The 16780-nt window shown below is 41.1% G+C and carries 15 protein-coding genes and 5 pseudogenes; 16 read left to right on the top strand and 4 right to left on the bottom strand.

All coding sequences use genetic code 11. From position 1 onward, the window contains the following. The first annotated feature begins 171 nt into the window (after positions 1 to 171). From ACGEDC_RS01395 to sstT, 7 genes and pseudogenes are all read left to right on the top strand, one after another. Positions 172 to 1490: pseudogene (locus ACGEDC_RS01395) on the top strand (DEAD/DEAH box helicase). Positions 1491 to 1586: 96 nt separating this feature from the next. Beyond that, complete coding sequence (locus tag ACGEDC_RS01390) at positions 1587 to 2057, top strand: dual specificity protein phosphatase family protein (protein ID WP_394495998.1); 471 nt, start codon at positions 1587 to 1589, stop codon at positions 2055 to 2057. Positions 2058 to 2381: 324 nt separating this feature from the next. After that, entirely contained in the window at positions 2382 to 3389 is a 1008-nt protein-coding gene (locus tag ACGEDC_RS01385) for a phospholipase D-like domain-containing protein (protein WP_394495996.1), read from the top strand. Further along, a pseudogene (locus ACGEDC_RS01380) lies at positions 3386 to 3436 on the top strand (hypothetical protein); the annotation flags it as partial. The gene ACGEDC_RS01385 and the pseudogene ACGEDC_RS01380, both read left to right, overlap by 4 nt. Positions 3437 to 3454: 18 nt before the next feature. Next, positions 3455 to 3676, top strand: a complete 222-nt coding sequence (locus tag ACGEDC_RS01375; RefSeq protein ID WP_394495994.1) for a hypothetical protein — start codon at positions 3455 to 3457, stop codon at positions 3674 to 3676. A 194-nt stretch (positions 3677 to 3870) separates the two neighbouring features. After that, positions 3871 to 4748 (top strand): annotated as a pseudogene (locus tag ACGEDC_RS01370) (chemotaxis protein CheV). A gap of 215 nt (positions 4749 to 4963) precedes the next feature. Next, positions 4964 to 6187, top strand: a complete 1224-nt coding sequence (sstT, locus tag ACGEDC_RS01365; RefSeq protein WP_394495992.1) for a serine/threonine transporter SstT — start codon at positions 4964 to 4966, stop codon at positions 6185 to 6187. 98 nt (positions 6188 to 6285) lie between these two features. Here sstT and ACGEDC_RS01360 read toward each other — a convergent pair whose 3' ends face one another. Continuing rightward, a complete protein-coding gene (locus tag ACGEDC_RS01360; RefSeq protein ID WP_394495990.1) occupies positions 6286 to 6945 on the bottom strand; it encodes an RluA family pseudouridine synthase in 660 nt (219 codons plus the stop codon). Positions 6946 to 7061: 116 nt separating this feature from the next. Beyond that, complete coding sequence (locus tag ACGEDC_RS01355) at positions 7062 to 7658, bottom strand: ACP phosphodiesterase (RefSeq protein WP_065110676.1); 597 nt, start codon at positions 7656 to 7658, stop codon at positions 7062 to 7064. Positions 7659 to 7839: 181 nt separating this feature from the next. Between ACGEDC_RS01355 and ACGEDC_RS01350 the strand changes: the two genes are divergently transcribed. From ACGEDC_RS01350 to secF, 6 genes and pseudogenes are all read left to right on the top strand, one after another. After that, positions 7840 to 8046, top strand: coding sequence for a hypothetical protein (locus tag ACGEDC_RS01350; RefSeq protein WP_055026175.1), 207 nt, complete (start codon positions 7840 to 7842; stop codon positions 8044 to 8046). Between the two features lie 201 nt (positions 8047 to 8247). Further along, a complete protein-coding gene (queA, locus tag ACGEDC_RS01345; protein WP_394495987.1) occupies positions 8248 to 9288 on the top strand; it encodes a tRNA preQ1(34) S-adenosylmethionine ribosyltransferase-isomerase QueA in 1041 nt (346 codons plus the stop codon). Positions 9289 to 9431: 143 nt separating this feature from the next. Further along, a pseudogene (tgt, locus tag ACGEDC_RS01340) lies at positions 9432 to 10564 on the top strand (tRNA guanosine(34) transglycosylase Tgt). Between the two features lie 31 nt (positions 10565 to 10595). After that, positions 10596 to 10928, top strand: a complete 333-nt coding sequence (gene yajC, locus ACGEDC_RS01335) for a preprotein translocase subunit YajC (protein ID WP_055026178.1) — start codon at positions 10596 to 10598, stop codon at positions 10926 to 10928. 17 nt (positions 10929 to 10945) lie between these two features. Next, positions 10946 to 12795, top strand: a pseudogene (gene secD / locus ACGEDC_RS01330) (protein translocase subunit SecD). A gap of 14 nt (positions 12796 to 12809) precedes the next feature. Next, a complete protein-coding gene (gene secF / locus ACGEDC_RS01325) occupies positions 12810 to 13757 on the top strand; it encodes a protein translocase subunit SecF (RefSeq protein ID WP_055026180.1) in 948 nt (315 codons plus the stop codon). A 116-nt stretch (positions 13758 to 13873) separates the two neighbouring features. Here secF and ACGEDC_RS01320 read toward each other — a convergent pair whose 3' ends face one another. Next, positions 13874 to 14110: a hypothetical protein gene (locus ACGEDC_RS01320; protein ID WP_394495984.1), complete on the bottom strand. Its 237-nt coding sequence runs from the start codon at positions 14108 to 14110 to the stop codon at positions 13874 to 13876. Next, complete coding sequence (locus tag ACGEDC_RS01315) at positions 14107 to 14505, bottom strand: DUF3224 domain-containing protein (RefSeq protein WP_394495982.1); 399 nt, start codon at positions 14503 to 14505, stop codon at positions 14107 to 14109. Before ACGEDC_RS01315 ends, ACGEDC_RS01320 begins: the two co-directional genes overlap by 4 nt. 144 nt (positions 14506 to 14649) lie before the next feature. On the opposite strand from ACGEDC_RS01315, the gene ACGEDC_RS01310 reads away from it, so the two are divergent. The 3 genes from ACGEDC_RS01310 (at position 14650) to ACGEDC_RS01300 (ending at position 16689) form a co-directional block, all read left to right on the top strand. Next, positions 14650 to 14967, top strand: coding sequence for a DUF2007 domain-containing protein (locus tag ACGEDC_RS01310; protein WP_055026183.1), 318 nt, complete (start codon positions 14650 to 14652; stop codon positions 14965 to 14967). 122 nt (positions 14968 to 15089) lie between these two features. Further along, positions 15090 to 16010, top strand: a complete 921-nt coding sequence (locus tag ACGEDC_RS01305; protein ID WP_055026184.1) for a precorrin-2 dehydrogenase/sirohydrochlorin ferrochelatase family protein — start codon at positions 15090 to 15092, stop codon at positions 16008 to 16010. Between the two features lie 142 nt (positions 16011 to 16152). Further along, entirely contained in the window at positions 16153 to 16689 is a 537-nt protein-coding gene (locus ACGEDC_RS01300) for a YaeQ family protein (RefSeq protein ID WP_065110671.1), read from the top strand. Positions 16690 to 16780 lie beyond the last annotated feature (91 nt).

The raw sequence follows: 16780 nt of genomic DNA, 5'->3' as shown, positions 1-16780 counted from the left end.
GTTTAAATTGGGTGTTTGGCTTTTTGATGGGAAATATCTGTATCTAATACCGATTAAGGTTATTAATTACTCATAACTTGCGCAATATCGCTAACTTAACCGGCTCAAATAAGCTAAAATAAACCTTACTGTTTTATTCGATTTATATTTATATTTGAGCACCCTAATTTAATGACATCAGCTAATCATTCTCCTGAAGCTTTACACAACAGTGCAGCCAACTTTGCCGAACTTGGCCTAATTGCACCCATTACCAATCGTCTAAAGGAAATGGAATATAGAACGCCAACGCCGATCCAGGCGCAAGCTATTCCAAGTGTGATTGCAGGAAAAGATATATTAGCGGGTGCCAACACTGGCTCAGGCAAAACGGCCACATTTGTTTTACCCATTTTGCAAAAAATTCATCAAGCACAACAAACGGAGAAAAAAGACAAAGGTAACTTTGTTTCAGCATTAGTGCTAGTTCCTACTCGTGAGCTTGCTAAGCAAGTCGCTGATAGCGTTAAATCTTATGCTGTGTATTTTAATGGTGCTATTAAATCAACCGCAGTTTTTGGTGGCGTATCAGCCAATACTCAAATGCTGTCATTGCGTGGCGGCACTGATGTATTAGTTGCAACACCAGGGCGATTGCTAGATTTGATTTCTAGTAATGCTATCAAGCTCGATAACGTTGATACCTTAGTGCTTGATGAAGCAGATAGAATGCTGAGTCTAGGCTTTACTGAAGAGTTAGCCGCTCTGTTAGCCTTAATGCCTCATAAAAAACAAACGTTATTGTTTTCGGCAACGTTCCCTGAAGAAGTACGCACCCTTACAGATAGCTTGCTCACCACGCCAGTAGAAATTCAATTACAAAGCGCCGACGCAAGCACGTTAGTTCAGCGTGTTTTTGCCGTAAACCGTGAAAAGAAAACCGCATTACTGGCCGAATTGATTAAACAAAATCAATGGCGCCAAGCACTGATTTTCGTCAATGCTAAAAACAGTTGTAAACACTTAGCTGAAAAACTCTCTAAGCGGGGGATTACTGCAGAAGTGTTCCACGGGGATAAAGGCCAAGGTGCACGTAATCGAGTTCTTGATGGGTTTAAAGCGGGCGATATTGAAGTGTTAATTGCTACCGATATTGCCGCTCGTGGACTCGATATCGAAAAACTTCCAGTGGTCATTAATTTTGATTTACCTCGAAGCCCCGCTGATTACATGCATCGCATTGGTCGAAGTGGTCGTGCTGGTGAAGTCGGCTTGGCCATTTCGTTAATTGCACACGCTGACTTCCATCACTTTAGTGTGATTGAAAAGAAAAACAAAATTCGTTTAGAACGTGAAACCTTTGTTGGATTTGAACCTGACGAAGAGGCGCCTGAAGATGAAGACGTTACTAAGCCTATGGCAAAACCTGCAGGAACAGGCAAAAAGAAGAAAAAAACAAAGTACCAGTGAATGTTGATATTTGGCATTCAGCTGCAAAAGATAAACAATAATACTGGCGACTTAATGGGCAGAATGCGTGATGTATCTGTTCAATGAGGCTGTCAGGGTTTTACATCCTACCTATGAAATAAGAGCAACCATTAAATATGAAGCAGTTATTTTGGTTAGTTGACGGCGTGATTGCCGGTCGTAGTGGCCCTAATAAGGATGAATGGGATTTAGCAGAATTAAAAGCCGCCGGAGTGGGCGCAGTTTTATCGGTCAATAACGGGGATAATGTTGATACTGATGAGATTGAGAAACAAGGTTTACGCTATTTGTGTACTCCTTTTTCACGCAACATTCCTCCACAAGAGGAAGATGTGGCGATTTGTGTTAGCCAAGCAAGAAAAGCGCTAGCGTTTATCAGGCAATGTGAAGCTGACAATGTCGCCGTGATGATCCATTGTCGCTCAGGTAAAGACAGAACTGGGATAATGATGGCATATTATTTAATGGATAATGGCGCAGCGCCAGTTCATGCCGTCAGCCAAGTTCGCAGTGTTCGTGATATTGCATTTAGCGCTGAAGGCTGGGACCAACTGGTGTTTGATGTGCTATACGCGCTGCAAGATTAAATTAAGTGAGGGCTAGTTGACGTTAATATAGCCCTCAACAATAAACTGCTGTTATTCGAAGCGTTATAAATCGAATATAAAATAATCGAGAAAGGGAAACTTGATGCTTAAAAATAAATACATATTACTGCTTTGCTATGTGTTTGCTTTTATTGTGTCCGGCTGTGCCTCCAAGGTCGATTTTGCCCCCTTGAAAAGCAGTATAAGTTTAACCCGCCAACCGATACATCCCTCGCTAACTATATAAACTCTCAGAAAAAGCCAAACTTAACAGGTATAAAAGCTTTATCAGATGGTATTGATGCCTTTATCGCAAGGCTGGCGATGATAGATAGCGCGCAAAAGAGTATTGATCTGCAATATTACATTTATCGAAATGATGAAACTGGGAAAATACTTACCTTGTTTTTATATAATGCAGCTGAGCGTGGAGTTCGAGTTCGTATCCTTCTTGATGATCTGACGACTGCTAACCATGACGATGGGTTATTGGCTGTTGCAAATCACCCTAATATTTCTATCAGGTTATTTAATCCCTCATACGAACGTCAGTATCGTGGTTTAGCATTCTTAAGTGATTTTGGCCGCATGAACCATCGGATGCATAACAAATCATTGACCATTGATAACCTCGTAACCATTGTTGGTGGTCGAAATATTGGTGGTGAGTACTTTTCCGCCAATGAGAATGTTGAGTTTGGTGACTTAGATGTGCTGGCTGTAGGCGAAGCTGTTGATGAAGTCTCAAATCAGTTCGATACCTATTGGAACTCTGAACAGGTACAAAGCATTCAGCAGCTTGCTGATGCAAATGAGCTTAATTCTGATCTTGAGATGCTAAAGGTAAAGGCTGCAGAGTTTGAAGCCACATTAACCCAAGGTGAGTACGTCAAACGCCTTGAAAACAGTAGCTTGATTGAGAGGCTTAAAAATAAAACGTTAGATTGGTATTGGGGAGAAGCTCATGTGGTGTTCGACCCGCCAAATAAGCTTGAACAAGGCCGTGAAGATGGCATTTTACTTGATGATTTAGCTTTCTTTTTTAATCAAACTCAGCATAAGTTGTTAATAGTATCGCCTTACTTTGTTCCTGGTGATGAAGCCACAAATGGACTAATTAGTGCGGTCAAAGAAGGTAAAAAAATTACCATTGTCACCAATAGCCTTGCCGCGACCGATGTCCTTGCTGTTCATGCTGGTTATCAACAATATCGTCAAAAATTAGTAGAAGGTGGCGTTAAAATTTATGAAGTTCGAGGCGATGCAACTGAGAAAAAATCGAGCTGGAAAGGAGCAGTAAAACCAGCTTACATGCTAAAACCTTTGTCATAGATGAAGAGATAATTTTTGTCGGTTCGTTTAATTTCGACCCTCGTTCGGCTTTAATTAATACAGAAATGGGCTTAGTTATCGAGAACGCGCAATTCGCTCAAGATATATTAAATGGGATAGCCATTACTGCAGATGAAAAAGCTTACGAACTCAGTATTGAAGAAGGTGACTTAGTCTGGCTTGATAACCTCAATGATAAAGTGATTTATGCTGAGCCTGGTGCGGGTTTTTGGCGTAAGTTTATGGCAGATTTTTTATCATTGTTGCCAATAGAGTCACAACTTTAACTTTTCTCAATCATAAACCTAAACTGTGATTTGCTATGCCATTTAGGTTGTGATTAACTCAATTCGACATGGTGCTGAGTGTTACTGTTTTTAGCAGAATACTTGTTCATGAGCACCCGTTTTTTGTATCAGCTACCTGCGAATGATTATGTTAGTGTTGCTGTAAACTTAGCACAGCTTTTATTGGATGGTTTATGAAGAGCAAAGCAGGCCAGTCACAAGGGTTACTCCTTTTTCATTTAACCCAAATGCAGCAGTTTGCCCTCGGTACTTTAAAAATTCGTGAAATAGTGCCTTTTAGCGCGTTATCGAAAATCCCTCAGTCTCATCCTTATATTCTTGGCACATTAACTGTGCGTGGTAAAACCATTGCCATTATTGATATGGCAGGTGCAATTGGATTTAAACCGATCGCTAAATATGAACAAGAAAAGTGTTATGTAATTATTACTGATTGTCAGCGTATGGTGATTGGTTTTCTGGTTCGTGGCATCGATAAGATCATTGAATGTAATTGGCGTGATATTGAAGCGCCAGCGGCTAATTTAGGTCATTCCGCTTTTTAACCGGGGTAACCCGAGTGGATGATAAGCTAGTGCAGTTGCTGGATGTTGAGTTGCTTATGGCAAAACTATTCCCACAAGATCCAGCAACAAGTCGCGCAATGCTCACCGATGTTCAGCGTGAGCGATTAAAGCCTATGCGGATTTTGCTTGTCGATGACTCAAAAGTCGCTAGAAAGCAATTATCTGACGCCCTTGATTCAATCAACATTGCTTATGACGTTACCGCTGATGGTCATGATGCATTGACCATTATGCAAGAAGCGGCCAACCAACAAAAACCAATTAATATCTTAGTTAGTGACATTGAAATGCCGGGGCTTGATGGATACGAGTTGGCATTTGAAGTTAAAAACAATCCTGATTTGGCTGATGCCTATATCATTTTACACACGTCATTATCGAGTGAGATAAGTGTGAGTCAGGCACATCAAGTTGGCGCCAACGAAGCCTTAACCAAATTTGATGCCCATGAATTAATCGAAGCCATGCTACGAGGGGCGAAATAACAATTTTTAAATGATTTAACCCACTGCATCATAATTAGTCACATGTTGGCTAAATGTGGTTTGTTTGGTAATAGCGAGTAATATTAGCGCATCATTTCTTCTCTAGACTAGACTTTAGCCAATTCATCCGATATATACCTATCAGAGCTTATTAAAAGCCGCACAAATATTAGAGCTTACTAAAAGCCATAAATATAATAATCATAGGTCAAGCAATGAATCAAAATCCATCTCTGTTAGCGCGGGTCGCTAGCGGTAGCTTAGTGCTACAAATTCTCGCCGGTATTATTCTGGGTGTTATTTTAGCTACTTTCTCAACTTCAGCAGCCACACAAGTTTCTTTTTTAGGAAGTTTGTTTGTTGAAGCACTGAAAGCGGTTGCACCTATTTTAGTCTTTATTCTCGTTGCTTCATCGATAGCAAATCAAAAGAAAAATACCCAAACTAATATGCGCCCTATTATTGGCTTATATTTAGTCGGTACTTTAGCGGCGGCATTAACGGCTGTGGCATTTAGTTTTGCATTTCCAACAACGTTACTGTTGGCTGGCGGTGTTGAAGGTTCTAATCCGCCACAAGGCATTGCCGAAGTATTAAATACATTGTTATTTAAAATTGTTGATAATCCAGTCAATGCATTATTAACAGGCAACTACATTGGTATTTTGGCATGGGCAGTGGGGCTGGGGATCACGTTACATCATGCTAGTGAATCAACTAAAAAAATCGTGTCGGATTTAAGTGACGGTGTGACTAAGATTGTTCGCTTTGTTATTCGTTTCGCCCCAATTGGTATTTTTGGTTTAGTCTCAGGCACTATCGCAGAAACGGGATTTGATGCATTAGCAGGTTACGCACAGTTATTAGCCGTACTCGTTGGCGCGATGTTGTTTATTGCATTAGTCGTTAACCCAATTATTGTGTACCTGAAAATTCGCCGTAATCCTTACCCATTAGTATTAAAGTGTTTACGCGAAAGTGGTGTGACGGCATTCTTCACTCGTTCAAGTGCGGCAAACATTCCTGTCAACATGGCCTTATGTGAAGAGTTAAAGCTTCATAAAGACACTTATTCAGTATCAATTCCGTTAGGTGCAACCATTAACATGGGCGGTGCGGCAATCACGATTACAGTGCTGACATTAGCTGCTGCAAATACCTTAGGTATTCAAGTAGACTTTCTAACTGCTGTGTTATTGAGTGTAGTTGCGGCAGTTTCTGCATGTGGCGCTTCAGGTGTTGCAGGTGGTTCATTACTACTGATCCCATTAGCATGTGGTTTATTCGGTATCTCGAACGACGTTGCAATGCAAGTGGTTGCAGTGGGCTTCATTATTGGTGTGGTTCAAGACTCAGCTGAAACCGCGCTTAATAGTTCTACTGACGTGGTATTCACTGCTGCTGCATGTGAAGCTGCTGAAGCAAAAGAAAACAGCTAAAGCTTATTGTAAGCATTAAAAAACCGCTCGTATGAGCGGTTTTTTTGTTTTGAATTTACAGTTTTTCTACAGCTTAGTCAGTACATCTAAGAATAAACTTAGTCGCTAAAAGGGTGCTTACTGAAAAAGGTGCGCTGCTTTTGGGTGTACGGATGGGTTATGGTTAGCATTTGCGCATGCAAACTTAACCTATCCCTTAGTGCGATAGTTTGCTCATCTGCATAAAACGCATCACCAAGGATCACGTGGTTGAGTGCAAGCATATGAACACGCAGCTGGTGAGTTCTACCCGTTTCCGGTATTAATTTAACTAGGGTATGTTCTGGATGTCTTTCAATGACTTCGTAATGGGTAATTGCGGCCTTGCCAGCTTCTGAAACAACCTGATATGGCGGATTACTTTTGTCTGCAGCTAATGCTAAATCGACTGTACCTGAATCATTTTCAATTCGTCCTTTCACCTCAGCGATGTAGACCTTCTTAGTTTTACGGTCTTGGAATTGGGTTTTTAAATGAGATTCTGCTTTTTTATTACGTGCAAACACCATAATGCCTGAAGTATCGCAGTCTAAGCGGTGTACTAAAATAGCCTCGGGGAACAGCTTTTGAACACGTGTGATAGCACAATCGTGGGTTGCTAGTGCTTTACCTGGATTAGCAAGTAACCCAGCTGGCTTATTAATCACAATGATATCGCGGTCTTTGTAGCGAATATCAAGCCAAGGGATACTAGGTGGTTGGTAATCAAAAATTTGCATTAAGTGGCATCGGTTTACAAGAATAATCGGCTATTTTAGCAAACTTTTAGCTGTGCAGTAACGCTTAAACACACAGCATGTGGGTAATAATTGCAACTTAGAGGTGAGGTGGGTATTTATGGCAGGTATTGTTCTGGTGTTTTTCGACTGTAAATACGGCTGTATGCCATTAACTGCGGGTAGAAGGTTCTAAATGCGATTTCAATATCAACATACAACTTATCGACATCTTTAATGGCCGTTTTGAAGAGTTCTGGCTTTGATATACGTCGGCTAACCCCTTCGATGGCTTTATTCATCCCTTGTTTAGTTTGGTAGGCGGATAACCAGTCTTGTTCGATAATGCTAGGAGCAATAAGTTGCAGCTTTTCAGGCAGTTCTTCTGTGGTGTCTAAACTGTGATATGCCTTCTTAGTAAAATCGGCAAGTGAGTCTTGATGGTATTCTTCCCAATAAAAAGCCAAGTAATGATCAAATGCTAAATCGATAAGGATGGGAGCAACTCTTTTAGAGGATTTAGGGAACAATTTAATTAAATCCACAATTATTTCATGGCTATCGGTAATTTTATCAATTTGTCTATGTAGCCAAATTCCTTGTTGAAGATGTTTTGGGAAGTGTTTTATATCGCCTTTTGCAAAGTCACCAGCGAGATTGGCTGCCAAATGAGTATCACTAATATCGGCTAGATGTAGGTGTGCAAGAAAGTTCATATTTTGTACTTTTAATTTTTGAGTTTTTCAGTATGATGCTAAATCACGCAGACAGAAATTAACCATCAATTAGCATTTTTTATAAGTCTAGAATCAATCATATAGATTTCTACTCAAATGTCATTGCTATTATTTCTGAGGGACGTTGCGACATAATAAATAATCGGTTTAAGGATCACGGATGATGAAAAACTGGATAATGTCAGTATTGGGACAGCAACCTAATCGTAAACGCACAAAAATCGAAATTGATCTCCGCTTTGAAAAGCAATCCTTTCGCCCTGAACCCCAAGCGCTTGCCGAAGAAAACGATTCAATTAAAACCCATTCCGGTATCCCTGATTTAGACAGTAATGTGAGTCAATTTAAATCACCTAATTCCAAATAACGATTTACTCATAGATAGTAGACTTCATTGTATTAACGACTTTGGCTGTTACTCGCTTTTCACTCAAGCCGATGATTAATATTCGGGCATCGGATTTACTGTGTAATCTTCAAGCACTATTTATTGCGAGAAACTTGATATTAACGGCTGGTAGTCCTAGACTAGCGCCCGTTTTTATTGTCCTTTGAATAGAGTATAGATATGCGCGTTGCTGACTTTTCTTTTGATTTACCTGATGAACTTATTGCTCGTTACCCAATGGCAGAACGTAATGCATCAAGATTACTAACGCTTGATGGAAATAGCGGTGCATTAGAGGATCAGCAATTTACTGACGTATTATCAAAGGTTAATCGTGGCGATTTAATGGTGTTTAATAACACTCGCGTTATTCCTGCACGTTTGTTTGGCCAAAAAGCGTCAGGTGGAAAGTTAGAAATACTTGTCGAAAGAATGTTGGATGATAAGCGTATTTTAGCCCATGTGCGTTGCTCAAAATCCCCAAAAGTTGATTCAATCGTTATCTTAGATGGCGGTTATGAAATGACAATGCTCAAGCGTCATGACGCATTATTCGAACTTGAATTAGACGCTGATAAGACAATCTTAGAAGTGTTAGAAGAAGTGGGCCACATGCCGCTTCCGCCATACATCGACCGCCCTGATGAAGATGCAGACAAAGAGCGCTATCAAACGGTTTATAATCAAACCCCAGGTGCAGTCGCAGCGCCAACTGCAGGCTTGCATTTTGATGATGCCATGCTTGCGGCGTTAAAAGATAAAGGGGTTAACATTGCTTTTGTTACTTTGCATGTCGGTGCTGGCACCTTTCAACCTGTTCGAGTTGATACGATTGACGAGCACGTGATGCATTCTGAGTGGGCTGAAGTCTCGCAAGAAGTTGTCGGTTTAATCGCTGAAACCAAAGCAGCGGGTAATCGCGTGATTGCCGTAGGAACCACTTCGGTTCGTTCACTTGAAAGTGCAGCTAAAGCAAGTGGGGAGGCTCCTCTTGCCGCGTTCAAAGGCGATACGGATATTTTCATTTTTCCTGGATACGAATTTAAAGTGATTGACGCAATGGTGACCAATTTCCATTTACCCGAGTCGACGTTGATTATGTTAATTAGTGCATTTTCGGGTTTTGACAATGTGATGAATGCCTATCAACACGCGATCGAACAAAAATACCGCTTTTTTAGCTATGGCGATGCCATGTTTTTAACTAAAAAAGCCCCGTAACGTTTGATTTTGATCTAAAATACCCGCCCACAGAGGTGGGTATTTTTTGGGTTAATTTTAGCTTTAACCTTGAAGTTATCTCTAATGCCCTTATGTCTTATGCAACAACAACGAGTCAGACTGTTTATCTGGCAAGGTGAAATATGAATTTTGAACTTGACACAACAGACGGACGCGCACGTCGCGGTCGTTTAGTTTTTGAACGTGGTACGGTTGAAACCCCAGCATTTATGCCAGTTGGTACATACGGTACTGTAAAGGGTATGACACCAGAAGAAGTCCGTGCAACGGGTGCTGATATTCTATTGGGCAACACGTTCCATTTGTGGCTACGTCCTGGTGAAGAAATCATGCGTAAGCATGGTGATTTACATGACTTTATGAATTGGCAACGTCCTATTTTAACCGACTCGGGTGGGTTCCAAGTATTCAGTTTGGGTGATATTCGTAAAATCACCGAAGAAGGCGTGCACTTTCGTTCTCCGATTAATGGTGAGAAGATTTTTTAGATCCAGAAAAGTCGATGCAAATTCAAAACTCATTAGGCAGTGATGTTGTGATGATTTTTGATGAATGTACTCCTTACCCAGCAACACATGATGAAGCGCGTAAATCGATGCAAATGTCTTTGCGCTGGGCACAACGTTCACGTGACGAGTTTAATCGCTTAGAAAATCCTAATTCGCTGTTCGGCATCGTTCAAGGTGGCGTTTACGAAGATTTACGTGATGAAAGCGTTAAAGGGCTAACAGACATTGGCTTTGATGGTTATGCTGTTGGTGGGTTAGCCGTTGGTGAGCCTAAAGAAGATATGCACCGCATCCTTGAGCATGTATGTCCTCAGTTACCACAAGATAAACCTCGTTATTTAATGGGCGTAGGTAAACCTGAAGATTTAGTTGAAGGTGTTCGTCGTGGCGTTGATATGTTCGATTGTGTAATGCCTACACGTAATGCCCGTAATGGCCATTTATTTACATCAGAAGGCGTGATTAAAATTCGAAACGCTCGCCATCGTGATGATACATCGCCATTAGATGAAAGCTGTGATTGTTATACTTGTAAGAACTACTCACGTGCTTACCTGTATCACTTAGATCGCTGTAATGAGATTCTAGGTGCTCGTTTAAACACCATTCACAACCTACGTTACTATCAAATTTTGATGGAAGGTTTGCGTGGTGCTATTCAGACGGGTACATTAGACGCCTTCGTGACAGATTTCTACACCAAGTTAGGTCGTGAAGTTCCACCTGTACCAGAGTTAAAAGACTGATTTTTAATTTAGAAAACAAGAAGAGAGTAATATGTTTATTTCAAATGCATACGCAAACGCAGCAGGCACTCCACAAGGTGGCGGCACTATGGAACTGATTTTCATGCTAGTAGTTTTTGGCTTGATCTTCTACTTCATGATTTTCCGTCCTCAGTCTAAGCGCGTTAAAGAGCACAAAAACCTAATGTCAGCATTAAGTAAAGGTGATGAAGTGCTAACAAGCGGCGGCATTTTAGGCAAGATTGCTAAAATCAGTGACGACAGTGATTACGTTTTATTAAGCATTAATGAAACTAGCCAAATCACTATTAAAAAGGATTATGTTGCAGCGGTATTGCCTAAAGGCTCTATCCAGTCGTTGTAAGCCAAGAGGGCTCAGGTGTGTTAAATAAATACCCAATGTGGAAAAACATCATGGTGTTGCTTGTCATCACCATTGGTGGTTTCTATGCAATTCCAAACCTTTTTGGTGAGGACCATGCGGTACAAGTCGTAGCGACTCGTGGCGCGGAAGTCACGGCTTCAACACTATCGTCAGTAAATGGATTACTTGAGAGTAAAGGCATTGCGGTTAAGCGCGCTGAGCTCGAAGACGGGCAATTAATTGTCCGTGTTCAAAATGCTGAACAGCAATTGTTAGCAAGAGAAGCCATTGCTGAAAGTTTAGGTGATAAATATACCGTTGCGTTAAATCTAGCGCCTGCTACTCCAGAGTGGCTTGAAGCTGTTGGCGGAACGCCAATGAAGCTAGGTCTAGATTTACGTGGCGGTGTTCACTTTTTAATGGAAGTGGACATGGGGGAAGCCATCCGTAAGATGGAAGAAGCCAAAATTGCTGACTTTAGAAGTCAATTACGTGAGCAAAAGATTCGTTATGCTGGTGTTAGAAAAACAGTAAAAGGATTGGAAATTAAGTTCCGTGATGCTGATAACTTGGCAAAAGCTGAGCGCTACTTAAAATCATTAAGTAACGACATGGTATTTACCGACAATAGTGTTGGTGAAAACTATATGCTTCACGCAAATATGAGTGATGTATACCTTAAGCAAATTAAGGAAGAAGCTCTTCAGCAAAACATTACGACTATCCGTAACCGTGTTAATGAGCTAGGTGTAGCTGAGCCCGTGGTACAGCGTCAAGGTGCAGAGCGCATCATTGTGCAGCTTCCTGGTGTTCAAGATACTGCTCGTGCAAAAGAAATTCTTGGTGCAACAGCATCGATTGAATTTCGTATGGTTGACGAAAATGCGGATCAAGCCGCAGCTGCAAACGGTCGAGTACCAGCATCTTCTGAAGTATACCCTCGTCGCTCTGGCGGTATTGCTGTATTGAAAAAGAAGTCATGTTAACGGGTGATCATATTACCGGTGCACAACCTTCTTTTGATGAATACAGTCGTCCTCAAGTGTCTATTAACTTAGATGCGAAAGGCGGTAATATTTTCTCTAACGTGACCAAAGATAACATTGGCAAGCCAATGGCAACGTTGTTCATTGAATATAAAGATAGCGGGCAACGTAACCCTGACGGCACGGTAAAAATGACTAAGATTGAAGAAGTCATTTCTGTTGCTACGATTCAGGCGCGTCTTGGTCGTAACTTTGTGATTAATGGCCTTGATCATGCCGAAGCACAAAGCCTGGCATTATTGTTACGTGCCGGTGCCTTGATTGCGCCTGTGACGATTGTTGAAGAACGTACAATTGGTCCAAGTCTAGGCGCTGAAAACATCGAAAACGGTAAAATGGCAATGATTTGGGGTATGGCAATCGTACTTATCTTCATGCTGGTTTATTACCGTGCATTTGGTGTTATTGCTAACTTAGCGCTTACTGCTAACTTAGTGATGGTTGTTGGTGTGATGTCAATGATTCCTGGAGCGGTACTAACGCTTCCTGGTATTGCTGGTATGGTACTGACTGTCGGTATGGCGGTTGATGGTAACGTCCTTATTTTCGAACGTATTCGTGAAGAATTACTGGCAGGCCGTAGTGTGCAACAAGCGATTCATGAAGGTTACGGTAACGCATTTTCTACTATTGCTGATGCGAACATTACCACCTTTATGACAGCCTTGATTTTGTTTGCTGTGGGTACGGGTGCTGTAAAAGGTTTCGCTGTAACTCTAATGATTGGTATCGCAACGTCTATGTTTACTTCTATTGTGGGAACTCGCGTAATTGTGAATCTCATGTGGGGTGGTAAACGCGTTAAGAAACTATCTATCTAAGGGAGGAGTTGACCATGTTACAAATATTTTCAGTTACCAAAATGATCGACTTCCTAAAGCATGCGAAAGTCATCAGTATTTTTTCAATGTTTTTGGTTATCGCCTCTTTAACCTCTTTAGGTGTAAAAGGGATTAACTGGGGACTTGATTTTACTGGCGGTACTGTCGTAGAACTTGAGTTTTCGAAACCTGTTGATCTACTTGAACTTCGTGCTCAGTACGAAACTGATGCCGCAAGTGGTGCCGTGGTTCAAAACTTTGGTTCAAGCCGAGATGTGTTAATCCGTTTACCTGTACTTGAGGATCTGAAAAGTGAAGTTCAAGTTGCAGCTGTAATGGATGGCGCACAAACTATCGATGCTGGTGTTATTCAAAAGCGAGTTGAGTTTGTTGGTCCACAAGTGGGTAAAGAGCTTGCAGAGCAGGGTGGCCTTGCGGTTATCGTAGCATTAATCTGTATTCTTATTTATGTATCTTTCCGTTTCGAATGGCGTTTGGCAATGGGCTCTGTAGCCGCACTTGCCCATGACGTTATCGTAACATTAGGTATTTTCTCAATTTTACAACTTGAGTTTGATTTGACAGTTCTAGCTGGCTTATTGACCGTTGTTGGTTACTCATTAAACGATACTATTGTTGTTTATGACCGTATCCGTGAGAACTTCCTTAAGATGCGTAAAGGCGGACCAAATGAAGTGGTAAATACGTCTATTACCCAAACAATGAGCCGTACCATTATCACAACAGGTACTACGCTGGTTGTTGTCATCGCCTTGTTCCTAAAGGGCGGTAGTATGATCCACGGATTTGCGACAGCGTTATTATGCGGTATTTTCGTTGGTACATATTCTTCAATCTATGTGGCAAGTTACCTTGCAATTAAACTGGGTATCTGTCGTGAGCACATGATGCCTGTTGAGATTGAAAAAGAAGGTGCTGACCAACCTTCAATGATGCCGTAAACAGTATTAATCTAGAAAAGCCACTCTATTGAGTGGCTTTTTTGTATATAAATTAAGGTTTTTGATGGCTAAAGTGTGTTGCTGTATGCCATTTATGTTCTGCAATTAGCGCTCAATTAGCACTGCAGTTGCGCTAATAAGTGCTGCACGACAAACGGCTGTAGCTGTTGAATGAATTTTATGTTGTCGTTGTGGTTGATATCAAGTTCTACCCAACCGTCTGTTGAAAGTTGTGATAAAAGATTTATGTGTAAGGCGGTCTTTTGTTCGTAATCTGAGTTTGGCACCCAATGTCCGTTTAATTGCACAATTCCGACTTCTGTGTGCAATCGACTGATATTGAAAGGTATCACAGTGAGGTTATTTCCATTTGGTAGTTAGCTTGCCCCTTTTCACCAGAGGTAAACCTGCCTTTGCCGTCAATATTCGCTAGCTCTCCTTGTCCTGAATTCGGCACGATGATAAAACTACTGATTGCGACGCCTTGCTCAAACTTACCGTTATGCTGCAATACGAAACTACCAGACTTGCCGTTGATAGTGACTTCGACATTTTCATAGCCACAAAATACCGCTTGGGCATCGGTTGTATAACACATAATGTACTTGGGCTGACTGACGCCCTCAAGATCACCAGAATACATTTGGGTTATACTGGCTGATGTTTGCTTTGCTCCATCTGGGTGCTGAATATCAGTGGTTTCATCCCAACTGGTTATTTGAAAAATGCCTGATATATGAAGTGTCATACCAATCTCCTTTGAGTGCACTCCTTTAAGTACCTTGTTGAGCATATATTGAGTATAAAGTTTAATCAATGCTCGACATTAAGAACCATTTACAAGTAGGATGATTAAAAATTTGCCAGCAGAGCAATAGCTGTAGGAATAATAATGGAAGATAGAAAAGTATTACTCACCGGTGGAAACTTACTTCAAGCCCATACGTGGAAAGGCTTACTCGAGACCCATGGCATTATGGTTGAACTCACGGGTGAAGCGCTTGTCGGCGGTGTTGGTGAGTTACCAACCGAAATGCAAACTGTCGATTTATGGGTGAATCAACATCAAGTTGAAAAAGCCCGTAACTTATTAGAGTCCCATGATATGGAACGTCCACAATGGCAATGCTTACAATGCCATGAAATGAATGAGGGCAGTTTTGAATTATGCTGGCAATGCAGCTCCCCACAAAGTACTCCTCATAATTAATCTATAATCAATCATTATTCTTGATAGCAAAATTGACTAGGACAACTGAGTCAGTTAATGGGATAGTGAGTGATATTGTTCACGACTGTTTTCAGTCATTGTGATTTTTTTGAGAGTGATAAATGCAATACTTTCCATTGTTTGTGGATACAAAAGAATTAAAAGTGTTAGTGGTTGGCGCTGGTGAAGTCGCTACTCGTAAATTAGATTTACTCTCACGCACCGAAGCCCATATTGACGTTATTGCCCCTGAAATTGCTGATGAGGTCAAGGCCTATCAAAAGCGAGGTCGAATTTCATTATTTCAGCGAAGTGTCAATACGGATGATATGACAGGTTATGATTTACTTTACATGGCTACAGCTAATGCACAGCTGAATATGGATTATGCCGTTATTGCCCGTGAAAAAGGCATTTGGGTAAATGTTGTTGATAATCCAAGCTATTGCCGTTTTATCACCCCATCGATTGTCGACAGAGGCCGATTAGTCGTTGCTATTAGTACTGCAGGGGCTGCTCCTGTATTTGCTCGTACCATTCGCTCTCGCCTTGAAACTATGTTGCCGCAATCATTGAACCCTTTATTTGATTTTGTTGCCTCAAAGCGGGTAGAAGTGCAGCAGCGAATTACATCAGGTAAAGAGAGGCGCTTGTTTTGGGAACGTTTTTTTCAGCAAAATAATGATAGGTATGACACCGTCACCGAAAGTCACTATCAAGAAGCGTTTTCTCAAATATCTCATCAAGGTGAAATTCTACTGTTCAATAAACATGATGATGCCAATTTGCTGCCTATAGCGGCCATGCCATTACTGCAAAAAATTGACATTTTTTATACCGAAGCAGAGCGAGACGAGTCGACAAATACAATTAACGAGCTTGTTCGTCGAGATGCAAGTCGAGAAATCATTCCCAGTTTAAGCCAATTAGCTGAACAGTATAATCATGGTGATAAAGTCTTACTGGTGGTAGACGACAGTATGTTAAACAAATTAAAGGCGCATTTTCCTATGGCAAAACACCTGCAACCAGGCGCTCTTTAATCACAACTTGCCAATTATTTAGCGCTGACGATAACTGACCATGTTAACACGCTAGGTGATCGAGTCAGAGATAAGTTCAAGCCGAGTTTCATACTGAAGTTAAACAGTATAAACTCGGTTTTTTTATTTTATTGGAATCCCCATGGCGCCCAAAGCTACCGTTTATAAAGCCGCTCTTCAAATTGCTGATATGGACAGACATTATTATGCTGACCACCAGTTGACGATTGCACAACACCCTTCTGAAACTGACAGCAGAATGATGGTACGTATTTTGGCTTTCATTATGAATGCGTCGGACTCGCTGCAATTCAGTAAAGGTTTGTGTGTTGATGATGAACCTGAGTTATGGGAAAAAAGTTTATCTGATGAAATTAACCTGTGGATTGAGTTTGGCCAGGCTGATGAAAAGTGGCTGCGTAAAGCATGTGGTCGCTCAAAACAGGTTCAGTTAATTACTTATGCTGGCCGCAGCGTACCGATTTGGTGGCAGCAAAATGAGCAAGCATTACAACGTTATAAAAATCTGTCAGTGTTTAATATTGACGAAGAAGCCGTTAAAGCGATGGCAGTTTTTGTTAATCGCAATATGAAGTTACAAGTCAGTATCAGTGATGGCGAAATTTGGCTATCTGATGACAGTAATAGTCTGATGATCCTGCCACAACGGCTTAAATAATATCGCAGCAAATTTGGACTATAATTTGTAGGTTACCAAGTCTTTGTAAAACGACGAGCACCGATTTAATAATAACCTAGATTTATCTTAA

Source organism: Shewanella sp. ENK2 (genome assembly GCF_043568515.1).
GTDB lineage: Bacteria > Pseudomonadota > Gammaproteobacteria > Enterobacterales > Shewanellaceae > Shewanella > Shewanella japonica.
Note: the sequence above shows the minus strand (reverse complement) of the source record. Positions and strands in the feature narration are given on the sequence as shown.